Source organism: Shewanella zhuhaiensis, from assembly GCF_022484835.1.
In the GTDB taxonomy this organism is placed as follows: Bacteria; Pseudomonadota; Gammaproteobacteria; order Enterobacterales; family Shewanellaceae; genus Shewanella; species Shewanella khirikhana.
The window spans coordinates 110,265-123,186 of the sequence record NZ_JAKUDL010000004.1 but is presented as its reverse complement, the minus strand read 5'-3'; the positions used below and the strand labels follow the sequence as shown (position 1 = coordinate 123,186).

At 57.0% G+C, this 12,922-nt stretch carries 11 protein-coding genes; 7 read left to right on the top strand and 4 right to left on the bottom strand.

The features are described 5' to 3' along the window. Positions 1 to 4 precede the first annotated feature (4 nt). Genes MJ923_RS12510 through MJ923_RS12495 form a run of 4 tightly spaced genes read left to right on the top strand, consistent with a single transcriptional unit; the run spans position 5 to position 3,215 of the window. Positions 5 to 526 carry a PepSY domain-containing protein gene (locus MJ923_RS12510; RefSeq protein ID WP_240591387.1) on the top strand — a complete coding sequence of 174 codons (522 nt, stop codon included), beginning with the start codon at positions 5 to 7 and terminating at the stop codon, positions 524 to 526. Between the two features lie 22 nt (positions 527 to 548). Next, entirely contained in the window at positions 549 to 1,226 is a 678-nt protein-coding gene (locus MJ923_RS12505; protein ID WP_126168717.1) for a response regulator transcription factor, read from the top strand. Between the two features lie 49 nt (positions 1,227 to 1,275). Further along, entirely contained in the window at positions 1,276 to 2,535 is a 1,260-nt protein-coding gene (locus tag MJ923_RS12500; protein ID WP_240591628.1) for a sensor histidine kinase, read from the top strand. Between the two features lie 5 nt (positions 2,536 to 2,540). Next, positions 2,541 to 3,215 carry a TIGR01621 family pseudouridine synthase gene (locus MJ923_RS12495; protein WP_240591386.1) on the top strand — a complete coding sequence of 225 codons (675 nt, stop codon included), beginning with the start codon at positions 2,541 to 2,543 and terminating at the stop codon, positions 3,213 to 3,215. A gap of 65 nt (positions 3,216 to 3,280) precedes the next feature. Here MJ923_RS12495 and MJ923_RS12490 read toward each other — a convergent pair whose 3' ends face one another. Continuing rightward, the gene (locus tag MJ923_RS12490; protein ID WP_240591385.1) at positions 3,281 to 4,462 is read right to left on the bottom strand and encodes a GGDEF domain-containing protein; all 1,182 of its coding nucleotides are present in this window, start codon (positions 4,460 to 4,462) and stop codon (positions 3,281 to 3,283) included. Positions 4,463 to 4,595: 133 nt separating this feature from the next. Between MJ923_RS12490 and MJ923_RS12485 the strand changes: the two genes are divergently transcribed. The 3 genes from MJ923_RS12485 to MJ923_RS12475 all read left to right on the top strand — a co-directional run bounded on the left by MJ923_RS12485 (position 4,596) and on the right by MJ923_RS12475 (position 8,084). Beyond that, positions 4,596 to 4,763: a YqaE/Pmp3 family membrane protein gene (locus MJ923_RS12485; RefSeq protein WP_126168720.1), complete on the top strand. Its 168-nt coding sequence runs from the start codon at positions 4,596 to 4,598 to the stop codon at positions 4,761 to 4,763. A gap of 134 nt (positions 4,764 to 4,897) precedes the next feature. Next, complete coding sequence (locus MJ923_RS12480; protein ID WP_240591384.1) at positions 4,898 to 5,758, top strand: LysR family transcriptional regulator; 861 nt, start codon at positions 4,898 to 4,900, stop codon at positions 5,756 to 5,758. A gap of 25 nt (positions 5,759 to 5,783) precedes the next feature. After that, positions 5,784 to 8,084, top strand: a complete 2,301-nt coding sequence (locus MJ923_RS12475; protein ID WP_240591383.1) for a penicillin acylase family protein — start codon at positions 5,784 to 5,786, stop codon at positions 8,082 to 8,084. A gap of 66 nt (positions 8,085 to 8,150) precedes the next feature. Here MJ923_RS12475 and MJ923_RS12470 read toward each other — a convergent pair whose 3' ends face one another. The 3 genes from MJ923_RS12470 to MJ923_RS12460 all read right to left on the bottom strand — a co-directional run bounded on the left by MJ923_RS12470 (position 8,151) and on the right by MJ923_RS12460 (position 12,658). After that, a complete protein-coding gene (locus MJ923_RS12470) occupies positions 8,151 to 10,388 on the bottom strand; it encodes a TonB-dependent receptor (protein WP_240591382.1) in 2,238 nt (745 codons plus the stop codon). A gap of 330 nt (positions 10,389 to 10,718) precedes the next feature. Then, positions 10,719 to 11,429 (bottom strand): purine-nucleoside phosphorylase, encoded by a 711-nt coding sequence (gene deoD / locus MJ923_RS12465; RefSeq protein ID WP_240591381.1) that lies wholly within the window; start codon positions 11,427 to 11,429, stop codon positions 10,719 to 10,721. A gap of 2 nt (positions 11,430 to 11,431) precedes the next feature. Beyond that, entirely contained in the window at positions 11,432 to 12,658 is a 1,227-nt protein-coding gene (locus MJ923_RS12460; protein WP_240591380.1) for a NupC/NupG family nucleoside CNT transporter, read from the bottom strand. Positions 12,659 to 12,922 lie beyond the last annotated feature (264 nt).

The window sequence follows — 12,922 nt, the reverse complement described above, 5'->3', positions numbered from 1 at the left end:
ATCAATGAGATATTGGCTGCTTGGAGCAATGATGGTGGTGGGCGCTGCATCTGCCAACACCAGTTTATTTAATTTGCTCAGCACCGGCGAGCGGGTCGATCCCCTGGCCATGATGGAGAAGGTTGAAGCGGAACATCCGGGTTACATTTCCGAGTTCGAGCTGGACGTGGAAGAAGGCGAACTGCTGTACGAGTTCGATGTTATCAATCCGGAGGAAAACACCCTCACCGAATTGACTTATCGCGCCACCGACGGCGCTTTGGTAATGCAGCGCAACAGCAAACTTGAGGCCGACGATCACGACGAACTCGAAGCGGTAAAATTGCTCGAGCGCAAGCAAATGGCATTTTCTGAGCTGGTACGTCTTGCCAGTCAAAAGCATCAGGGTAAGCTGCTGGAAGCACAGCTGGAGCACGACCTGGGCATCAGCTATCTGGAATTCAAAATGGTGGATGAGAACGGCAAGCGCAAGCACGCCTTCGATATCCAAAAACTCAAGCCACTGCCAATGCTGCAGTGGCAGTAACACCCGCGGTTAAGGAGCAACCATGAAGGTCCTCTTGGTCGAAGACGACGCCACCACATCCGACTACATAGTCAAAGGCTTTTCTGAGCAGGGCCACAACATTGAGGCTGCCGCCGATGGCCATCAGGGGCTGTTGCTCGCCACCAGCAACCAGTACGACCTCATCATTCTTGACCGCATGTTGCCGGGCCTCGACGGTCTGGCGCTGCTGGCCGCGCTGCGTGCCAATGCCAATCAAACCCCGGTGCTGATCCTCTCCGCCCTGTCCCACGTGGACGAGCGCGTCAAAGGGCTTCGCAGCGGCGGCGACGACTACATGACCAAGCCGTTTGCCTTCTCTGAGCTGCTGGTGCGCGCCGAAATTCTGGTGTCACGCGGCCAATCGGCGCCGGTGCAAACCCACCTGCAGGCAGGACCGCTGGAAATGGAGCTGCTCACCCGCAATGTCACCCTCGACGGCCATGAGCTGATGCTGCAACCCAAGGAGTTTCAACTGCTCAAGTACCTGATGGAACACCCCAATCAGGTCATCAGTCGTACCTTGCTGTTTGAAGCTGTGTGGGATTATCACTTCGACCCACGCACCAATGTGATTGACGTGCATATCGCCAAACTCAGACGCAAATTTGAAGAGCTGGGCCACGGCGAGCTGATTGAAACCGTGCGGGGGGCTGGTTATCGCCTTCGTCAAAGGCATTAAGCCTCACCAGAGTTCCATCTGGGGGATTACCCTTATCTTTACCGCGCTGGTGACGCTGATCACCGGCGCCCTGCTGTTCACCCTGTACCGCCAGTTGGTGACAGAGCAGGAACACCAGATAGAACAACACCTTGAAACCGAAAAGCAGCGTTATATCCAGTTGGCTCAAACTGTGGACAGACGCAGCTTTGCCGCGCAGATCCGCGCCGCCGACCCCAAAAGCGTGCTGGTTGCCTGGCGCAACAGCTTTGATATCGTCGGCTCACTCAGTTTGATGCCGGAAGACATTCCGCTGCTGCCTGAAACCGTAGAGTTCCCCATCCTGACCGGCGGGCCGGACAAGCTGCACATACTCACCGGTGGCCTGGTGATCACCCGCTATGGCCCTGTGCTGATTGCCACCCGTACCGACCAGCTGGCGACCCTGATCAAGAAGTTCCTGCGCGCCGCCGTCACCGCCATGACCCTGACCATAGTGCTGACCATGGCGCTGGGGTACCTGTTTTCCAAGGCGATTTTGCGCCGTTTGGTGCAATACAACCGACTGGCACAGCGCATCGAGCGCGGCCACTACGACACCCGCCTGCCCATTAGTTGGCGCCAGGACGAGTTCGATATGCTGGCCAGGCAGTTCAACCGGGTGCTGGATACGCTGGAAGCCAACCTGCAGGCGGTGCGGGGCGTGACCGACAACATAGCCCACGACCTGCGTACACCGCTGTCGCACCTGCGCATAGGCCTTGAACAACTGCGGGATAAACCCACCGAAGAGCAAGCCGAGAAAGCCGAGCAACTGATTGAAGAACTGGACTTTTGCCTTGCCACCTTCGACGCCATGTTATCGCTGACCCGTATAGAAGAAGGTCAGCAACAGCTGGATTTGCAGGACGTGGAGCTGTCGCAGCTGTGCAGCGATTTGGTGGAAATGGCCGAACTGATGGCCGAAGAACGCGGTCAGAGCCTTACTCTGGATTTGGGCCAGCCCTGCCAGCTGCAGGGGGATAAGTATTTACTGTTCCAGGCGCTGTTCAATCTGGTGGATAACGCCATCAAGTATGCCGGTGAAGGCGCAGCTATCCACATCAGCCAGAATGGCCGCGAAGTGGTGATTAGCGATAACGGCCCCGGGATCCCCGAAGACAGCCGTGAACGGGTGTTTGAGCGCCTGGTGAGGCTAGACCCCAGCCGCCATCATCAGGGCACCGGACTTGGCCTGTCGATGGTGAAAGCGATATTATCGCGCCATCAGGCGCAAATCCGCCTCGAAGACAACCAGCCGGGCCTGCGGGTCATTATCGAGTTTCAGTAATCCATATGTTTCAACTCATCCAGGATGAGGCCGACTTTATCGTGATTGATAAAGCGCCCGGAGTGCATTTCCACAGTCAGGATGGCAGCGCGGGCGTTGTCGCCACTGCCGAAGCCAGACTTGGGCTCAAGCTGTACCCGGTGCACAGGCTCGACACCCTGACATCCGGGCTCATAATACTTGCCAAATCCAGCGAGGCCGCCGCCGATTTTACCGAGCTGTTTTCCCGCCACGGGGTGCAAAAGTACTATCTGGCGCTTGCCAAAGGAAAGCCAAAGAAGAAACAGGGCAAGGTTGCCGGTGATATGGCCAAGGCCCGTCGCAGCCAACATAAACTGCTGCGCACCATGGAAAACCCGGCGATAACCCAGTTTTTTTCCGCCTCGGTGGATGAAGGGTTGCGCGCTTATCTGCTTAAACCCCTCACCGGCAAGACTCACCAACTGCGGGTGGCACTGGCCAGCCTTGGCACGCCCATATTGGGGGATGAACTCTATGGCGGAGAAGCTGCCGACCGCGGCTATCTGCACGCATGGCAGCTGTATTTTTGCTTTCGCGGTCAGCACTTTCACATTCAAAGTGGCCATCCACCCGGGGCGCAGTTTGCCCTGCCTGGCTTAGGCGAGTTGCTGGGCGAACAATGGGGAAATCCGGATAGCCTAGAGTGGCCCAAGCCCTGATGTTTGTTATGAGTTTTGCTAAGAGTGTTGCTGAGATTTCTGTTCTGAGGTTTACATTCAGGATGTTAAATCGTGGCCGCGCCTACCGAGGAGTCCATCACCCGGTTGCGACCTGCAGCCTTGGCCTGATACATGGCATGGTCGGCGGCAGAAATCAGCTGTGACACACTGAGCCCCGGCACCACTGCGGCGCAGCCAAAACTGGCACTGAGGGGCACATCCTGATCTTCCCAGCGCAGCGCCCTGGCCTCGAGGCAAGTTCTCAGCTTCTCAGCTACCTGATGGGCCTGCTTCATTCCCGCCCCCGGTAAAATCACCAAAAACTCTTCGCCTCCGAATCGGCACAGCACGTCGGATTCCCGCAGGGCATTGGTCATCAGCAGCGCCGCTTGCCGCAGGGCCGCATCCCCCGCCTGATGGCCATGTTTATCATTGATTTGCTTAAAGTAGTCCAAATCCAGCAGCACCAGTGCGTACCCCTCACCGCCCCGTTGCCACTTGTGATGCAGCTGGCTGAGGGTATCTTCGGCGCTGCGGCGATTCCAAAGCCCGGTGAGCACATCCTTGTCGGCCAGCAGGCGGATTTTTTGCACCAGTCGGGTCAGGGCATTACCAATGGCGAGGGCATTGATGGCAATAGTCAGCACCAGATAAAACCACAGCATGGGCACCGCCTTGGCGGTTTGAATCGAGATAAACTGCTCTTCCGGACGGTCCACCACCAGGATCACCACCAACCGCGCGAAAAACGACAAGGCCGCTACCATCATGGGCGATACCAGCAGCACCGACAATCGCGGTCCGGCGCTGGGCAGCAAGCCCTGATAGGTAGCAAGAGCCAGTCTGGCAAACAGTATCGCCGCCGCCAGTGAAAACACTACCCCCAGATACTGCTGCGAGTCGATTTCGGGGGGCACCGCAAACATGGCACCGGCCGCAGCAAGCCACACCAGTAAATCAAACCGATAATCAATAGGTTGCCTGAAAAGGAATACAGTACCCAGCCGCAGCATCACGATACCGGACAACAGGCACAGATCCGCGGCAAACCAGGCAAGATAACTGGGCTCATCGGTTCGCAGGGTATTGAGCATCAGCCCCAGCATCATCAGGGCATTGGCACCGGCATAACGCCAACAGGCCTTGGGGGCAATCCGCAGCGGACCGGCCAACAGCGCCCACGCCGCCGCGCAGGCGCCGGTAAGCAAGATAATGACCTGAATAAGAAGCTTTGCCTGAATATCCATAGCAGAAAGGGCTTACAAGAGTGACTTCACTATAGCTCGGGCACCTGCGAGCGCACAGTTTTTTCGTGACCGGGCTTGCCATTTGGGTCGGGGCTTGCGAAGTTAACCCTGATAACAAATCTAAGGAGACGCTATGGATACCAATAAGCTGCTGCTCGTGATCATCGCCATTCTGCTGCCACCTGTGGCAGTGTTTTTGAAAGAAGGCGCTGGCAAGCACCTGCTGATCAACATCATTCTGTGCCTGTTTTTCTTTATCCCCGGCCTGCTGCACGCCCTCTGGGTTGTGACCAAAAGCTGATCCGGTTAAAGCACAGATGGCCCCGTTTCGACGGGGCTTTTTTATGAGTGAAAAAAATCATGGTGTAATAATAGACATTCATCAACTTAGGTCGCAAAATCACCACCATAACATCTTTTAATTCATCTATAGCCATGTTCTCTCATCTGCCTTCTTTAAATGGTCTCAGGGTATTTGAAGCCGCCGCACGGCATCTGAGCTTCAAGCTCGCCGCCAAGGAGCTGGAACTGACGCCGACTGCCGTCTCCCATCAGATCCGTAACCTCGAAGCACATCTTGATATTCCGCTGTTTATCCGCCATACCCGCGCCGTGGAACTTACGGCCGCAGGCCAAGCCCTGTATGAAACCAGCCGGCAGGTGCTGCGCCAGATAGATCAGACACTGACGGGGCTTGGCGTTGGTAATCAGGATTTAACCATCAGCGCCGTACATGGCTTTGCCGCCCTGTGGCTCGCCCAGCGACTGCCTTATTTCCAGCGTCGCTATCCGGATATTCGGGTGGCGGTGAGTCAGTCGGAAACACCAGCGTCACAGGATGCCGATATTCTGATTGCCAGAGAAGATGGCAGCGAGCCTGGCAACCTGACCCTGCCAGAGCAGTTTGGCATCTACGCCAGCCCCGCATACCTTGGCCGCAAACACCCGCACCAAACCCTGATGCACGTGCGCCGTCCGGGCAGCCTGGGCGAAGTGAATTGGGATAGCTGGCAAAAAGAACACGGCAAGTTTCGGGACGCTGAACTGCTCGAATTTGACCGTGAAGACCAGCTGCTACAAGCCTGCCTTGCCGGACAGGGCTTGGCGCTTACCAGCTCGCTGCTGGTTTCGGCCCAGGTGGAAAAGGGTTGGCTGAAGCCCTGTCTGCCGGAAAAGGTGCTGAGCGGCCCGGGTTATTTGGTTTCCACTACCCAGGCGGCCGACAGCAAGCGCCAGGTGAAGCTGTTTCTCGATTGGCTGGCCGAGCAGGCTGGCATGACGCCAACATCAAGCTAATTTGCGCCCCGGAGGCCAATCAAGGATGAACAAACTCGTTTCTGCTGCCAAGTGGCTGGGCTTGCTGCTGATACTGCTGGCGCTGGCTGTCTACATCGGCCTGCGGGCCAGCCTGCCCACGCTCGATGGCAATATCGACAGCCCCGGCCTGACCAAACCAGTCACCCTCGCCCGGGATCATCTGGGCAGCGCGGTGATCACCGCAGACTCCCGCGTCGATGCAGCCTTCGGTCTGGGCCTTGCCCACGGTCAGGACCGATTTTTCCAGATGGACTTGCTGCGGCGAAACGCCGCCGGTGAACTGGCCGAGCTTTTTGGCGACGCGGCACTGAAGCTCGATGAACGTCACAGGTTCCATCAGTTCAGAAAGCGCGCCCAGGCGCTGCTGAAACAATTGCCCGCCGATGACATGGCCGTGCTTGAAGCCTACAGCCGCGGCGTTAATCAGGCGCTGGCAGAGCAAACACTGCCAAGCTTTGAATACCTGCTAAGTGGCGCTGCCATTCAGCCCTGGCGTCCCGAAGACAGCCTGCTGACCATTTTCAGTATGTATCTGGATTTACAGGGGAACACCCTTGAGCGTGAGCTGGTGCTGGAGCGCATCAAGCAGCTCTATGGCGATGAGATGCTCGCCTTTGTCAGCCAGAACGACCCCATTCAGGCGGCTCTTGATGGCAGCACCTTGCCAACTCAGGCAATGGTGGTGCCGCCGCTTTCTGCCAGGGCGCTAGATAAGGCGGAGCTGAGTACCATCGGCAGCGAACTGGACGCCTTCGTTAAAGGCAGCAACAACTGGGCGGTCACGGGTCAGCTCACCCGCAGCGGCCGCGCCATGTTGTCCGACGATATGCATCTGGGTCTGGCCGTGCCCATCATCTGGTATCGGGCTCAGCTCAATTACCATCACCACGACAGCGACATTCAGGTCACAGGCGTCAGCCTGCCCGGCGCCCCCGTGATTGTGGTCGGCAGCAATGGTCATGTGGCCTGGGGCTTTACCAACGGCTATATCGACACCGCCGACTGGATTGAACTGCCAAAAGATGAAATCACCGAAACCGTTACCGAGCACCTCGCCAGCACAGGTGCCGGCAAAGAGATGCCGCTGACATTGTCCCGTTTCGGGCCGGTTAAGCGCCTCGGTGATAACGACTATGCCCTGTCCTGGGTGGCCCATGGCGACTTCGCCATTAACCTGAACCTGATGCGTCTGGAAACCGCCACAGGCGTGGAGCAAGGGCTTGCAGTTACCGAGCACACCGGGATCCCGGTGCAGAATATGCTGATTGTGGATAACGCCGGCAACGCCGCCTGGCGACTGACAGGCGCCATTTCGGCGCGGGACAATCCGGTTGTGGTGGCGCAATCGGCCAGCGACTGGCAAGCCGAGGGCTGGGCAGCTCCGGCAGCCAATGTGCCCCTGGTCGCCAACCCGGACAATCAGCGGCTGTGGAGCGCCAACAGCCGGGTGCTGTCGGCTGCCGATAGCTCAAGATTCGGCGACGGCGGTTATGCCATCGCCAGCCGGGCAGCGCAGATCCGCGACAACTTAAACGCCAAATCCACGTTTGATGAATCTGACTTTCTTGCCATGCAACTGGACAACAGGGCGCTGTTCCTCACCCCCTGGCAGCAACTGCTGAGCGAGACGTTAAAGCAACAACCGGATGAATTTGCAGACGATATCAAAGCACTCGCCAACTGGGGTGCCTGCGCCTGCAGCGAGTCCGTGGGCTACACCCTGGTAAGCAGCTTCCGTATTCGGGTAATGGACACCCTGTTTGCGCCGCTGCAAACCCGGCTGGCCGAAGAAGGGCTGAGTTTGAGCAAGATTAAGGGCAACCTGGAAGTGTCGGTCTGGCAGCTGCTGCAGCAAAAACCTGACTCCTGGCTGCCGGAGAAAATGACTGATTGGAACGACTTCCTGCTGGATATTTACCGCACCAATCGTGCCGAACTGCTCGGGCGCCATGCGCCCGGCGGCACACTGGCCGAGCTGAATTGGGGCAAGGTGAATGCGCTCAAAATCCAGCACCCTTTCAGCAAGCAAATTCCGCTGCTGGCGCCGCTGCTTGATATGCCGGAAGTACCGGGGTTTGGCGGCCATTTCGAACCTGCGGTGCAAAGCCCCGGCTTTGGCGCTTCCCAGCGGATGGTGGTGCAACCGGGCGATGAGGCCAGCGCAATCCTGATGCTGCCTGGCGGCCAGTCGGGTCACCCGTTATCTGCCTTCTACCGCAGTGGCTTTGGCGACTATGCCAGCCATACCCCCACACCTTTGTTGCCGGGGGATATCCGCCATAGCCTCAAGCTGTTGCCAAAATAAGCCAGAGCCGAGATAAACACAGGGGATCACCAACAAAAAGCGCCGAACAATCGGCGCTTTTTTCGCTTACCAGCCCAGCTGGTAACTCACGGTAAAGGTGCGGCCACGACCATGGTAGTCAAACATCGCCTCAGGGCCGTAGGTCGGACTGTAGAAATACACCGCCCGCTGGCCCCACAGGGTGCTGTAGTCTTTATCCAGCAGGTTTTCGATGCCGTAGCTCAGGGTGCCAACGGGTAACTCGACCGAACCAAGCAAATCCAGGGTTGTGTAGCTTTCAAGCTCGCTTTGCAGCCCATCCCCGGCTTTGAATCTATAGTCAGAATCGGCGCTGAAGCTGTGCTCGGCCTGCAGGCGAATTTGCTGCCCTTCACCTTGCCAGGCAATAAATGCGGTGGCCTTGGAGGGGGAAGCATAAGTCACAGTCTCATCAACCCAGCCGCCTTCCTGCTTCACTTCACTGCGTACCAAATGCAGATTGCTGCCCGCCTGCCAGTTGCGGCTGAGATCCACATTCAGCTGTGCCTCCAGCCCCAGGGTACGTTTATCCTGATCGTTCACATTGATGGTGAGGTCGGCACGATTCACCTCAATCACCTTATCCGACACCGCGTAGTAAATACTCGCCTGAGCCTGCCAACTGTCCGCCAGATAACGCCAACCCAGCTCCATCGAGTCGGTTTTAATGCCATCGAGACGGGTGTCATTGATGTTGATGCTGTTTTGCAGACGCAGGTAGCCATCGGCGTCGGCCTTATAGCTGCCACGGCCATAGTATTTGGACAAATCCGGCAGTTCAAAACCCTGAGAATACGACAGCCACAGCTGCTGATCCGCGCTCAGTTTGGCCACCAGCCCCAGATTCACCAGCCCCACGCTGTAGTCGGTACTGCCACCTTGGATGGCATCGGCACCCGGGGCCTTGCCGGAGGCAATCGCCACCTGCTGGTTGAAGCCGATAAAGTCATCGACGCTGTTTTCCATTTGCTGGTAGCGATAGCCGCCATTGAGCACCAGAAAGCTGTTGATATCCCAGCTGCCCTGCACAAAAGCGGCCACCGACTCCACTGTGAAATCCACATAGCGGCCGGTGGTAAACAGCTCCTGCATCACCAAGCCACCGCTTTGATTGGCGGCGGTAAGGTCGAAGCTCATTTGGCTCGAATCGAAGCTTTCTTTGTCCCAGTCGATGCCCCAGGTGAGTTTAACTGAATCAGCTGGCCTAGATTCGAGCACCGCCTTCAGGCCATAAATGCCGGTGTTTTGTGCCGAAGCGGAAAAGTTGTAAACGCCCCTGGCCTCACTGACGTAGGGAAACGGATGAAAATCGAGGTCTTCCTTACGATAAAAGCCCTGTAAATAGAGGGTCTGACCGAACCATTCTGCCTGAGTGTAGCTAAGGTTCAGCAGGGTGCGTTCGGTGCGGGGGCTGCGGTCGGCATTCAGCCCGTTGCGGCTTTCAAGCAATGAGGCATCACCGGTGACACCGGCAAAGTTCTCGCCCATATACAAACCATGATCGCCGTCGGAGCCATTGCGGTAGTGCTGCGCCAAGGCGCCGAGGCTGGCGTTATTGGGCAAGCGCCAGTCAATATTTGCCATCAGATCATAGCCTTGGGTGTACTGCATACCGGTTTGGGTAATATCCGGCATCACCTCGTTGCCACTGCCATCGAACCATTGGCCGTTTTCCTGCCAGGCAGCACTGAATCGCCCCTGAAGGGTATCGCTGCCACCGGCTGCGGCGAAGGCGGCGCGGTAATCCAAGTCGTCGCCACCGCCAAAACCTGACTTAAACCCGGCTTCGGCTTCGAAGGTATCCGTGCTCTGGCTGGCTTTTTTGGTGACAATATTGATGGCACCGCCCAGCGCGCCACCGCCGTAGAGGGCCGAGGCGCCCGCCAGCACTTCGATGCGGTCAATATTAAAGGGGTCGATGCTGTCGAGCTGACGACTGATGCCGCGGGAGGTATTCATCGACACCCCATCAATCAGCACCACCATGGCGCGGCCACGCATGTTCTGGCCAAAGTTGGTTCGCCCCTGGCTGGAAACGTCCATCGACGGCACCAGCGCCGCCAGCATTTCCTTTACGCCTTTACCGCTGTTGATTTGCTCGCGAATACTGTCTTCATCAATCAGCCAAACGGTGCTGGAAAGCTCGCTAATCTGGGTGGGAGTGCGATTGGCGGTCACCACCATCCGCTCCATATCCTTGTCGACTGCGTTGGCCAGTGCCAACGGGCTGAATTGGGCAATAACAACAGCAGCAATCAGGCTAACGCGAGCCAGAGGCTTGGGCATAACATTCTCCATCACGGACACCAGAAACCAAAAAGACACAGGCCAACGTGTACGGACGCGAGTAAAAACTTCACATATCACACTGATATAACGTGAATTTTCTACAATAAGTTTTCAGTGAATATCGAAACAGGCCCGCCATTGGCAGCCAGCATTCTAGTTGTAAATAGGAATCAGTCTCAACGAAATTTACAATGCAGCCTACGAAACACAGTTGCTGCTTCCTGTTGCGGTTGCATACCCGCCGGTGTTGCTCATCAGCGTTGAAGCGGCCTTTTGCGCGCGCAAAAAAAGCCGCTCACAGAGCGGCTTAGAATTGGAATGGGGCAATCAGTCGAGCTGACAGGCGGCTTCCAGAGTGAGCCTAATCATGTCGCACAGAGTCTGCTGCCGCTCCTCTGCGCTCAGGTGCAGTCCCTGACGTAGATGATCGGTCACCGTCATCATCGCCATCGCCCGGGCACCGGTTTCGGCGGCCACGCCATAGAGCCCGGCAGCCTCCATCTCGACCCCAAGAATGCCGTATTTTTCCATCAGGTCGTAACGGCTTTCATCGGCGCAGTAAAACAAGTCAGATGAATAAATGTTACCCACCCTGAAAGACACCCCCTGATTTTCGGCCGCGGTTACTGCGTGACGCAGCAGATTAAAATCCGCCAGCATAGCGAAGTCAGTGCCTGGGAACCTTGAGCGATTAACGCCTGAGTCGGTGCTGGCACCCATGGCCATGACCACATCCATCAGCTTGATATCGTTGCTCACGGCGCCGCAGGAACCGATACGGATGATATTTTTTACGCCATAGTCGACAATCAGCTCGCGGGCATAAATCGAAATAGACGGAATACCCATGCCTGAGCCCATCACCGAAATCCGCTTGCCGCGATACTCGCCGGTGAAGCCCAGCATATTACGCACATCGGTGACCTGCACCGCGTTATCGAGAAACTGCTCGGCAATAAATTTAGCCCGCAGCGGATCGCCGGGCATCAACACTGTGTCGGCAAACGCCCCTTGGGGCGCATTGATATGGGGTGTCATGGTTAACCTCCGATGCTGAAAAGTAAGCCGGCGATGGTGCCGCTCATCAGGTTGGCCAGTGCCGCTGCGATAAGTGCCTTCATGCCGATTTGACCAAGGTCGTGGCGCCGCTCGGGGCACAGGGCCGACAGCCCGCCAATCACCATGGCCAGCGAGCCGATATTGGCAAAGCCGCACAGGGCAAAGCTGATGATCACCTGGGTCTTGGGCGACAGCCCATCGGCGACTTTCAGGAAATCCATGTAGGCAACAAACTCGTTGATCACCATCTTCTGGCCGATAAAGCTTGCTGCCTGAGTCGCTTCGCTCCAGGGCACGCCCATCAGCCAGGCAAGCGGTGCCAATACATACCCAAGCATCATCTGCAGCGACAGATTGTCGATACCAAACCAGTTACCTATACCGCCAATCATGCCGTTGAGCAGCGCCACCAGCGCCACAAACGCCAGCAACAGTGCCGATACCGCCAGCACCTGCTGCATGCCCATGGCCGCGCCGCCTGCAGCAGCGTCCAGCACGTTGGCGGGCTTGTCGTCCTGCTCGTCCAGCACCTTGTTGATATCGTTGATGGGCGTTTCGGTTTCCGGCCACATCAGCTTGGCAAACAGCAGCCCGGCAGGCGCCGTCATAAAGGCGGCGGTGAGCACATACTTCACGTCCACCCCCATCTGGATGTAACCAATCATGGTGCCGCCGGCCACTGAGGCAAGACCACCGGTCATCACCGCAAACAGCTCAGAGCGGGTCATGCGGCGCACGAAGGGGCGCACCATGGACGGCGCTTCGATAGGACCAACGAAAATGTTGGCGGTGGCAGACAGTGACTCGGCGCGGCTGGTGCCGAGCAGGCGTGACAGGGCGCCGCCTATGATGCCAATCACCCACTGCATGATGCCGAGGTAATAGAGCACCGCGATCAGCGAGCTGATAAACACCACCACGCACAGCACGTTAATCACGAAGATAAAGCCCATGCCGAAGCGGGCCAGATCGCCAAAGAGAAACCCAAGCCCCTCGTTGCCGTAGTTGATCACATGCATCACACCCTTGGAGGCGGCGTCCAGCACCACCTGACCGGCGGGTACATACATCACGAAGGCGCCAAAGGCGATTTGAAAGGCGAGCGCGCCGAGCACGGTACGAAGGCGAATAGCGCGGCGATTTTCCGAAAGCAGCACCGCCAGCGCGATGAGCGCCAGCATGCCGATAATACTGATAATAATTTCCATGGCAGGTTTCCGGGTACAGACAAACCGTCGCAGTCTAGCCATGGTATTGGCGCCAAAACGCGATCCCTGTCATGGGCGAACAGGTATTTCTGTGACTTAAGGGGCAGATCCCAAAACCGTTTGATTGCGCCTCAGAATTGGCAACAGGAATTTAAATCTATTGCCAATAAAATCATTACATTGAAGTGATTATCGCGAGCAATGAAAACACAGAAAACCCAGGGAATACTAAAGCATCAGACTGTGACTTACGCCGTGGCTGAA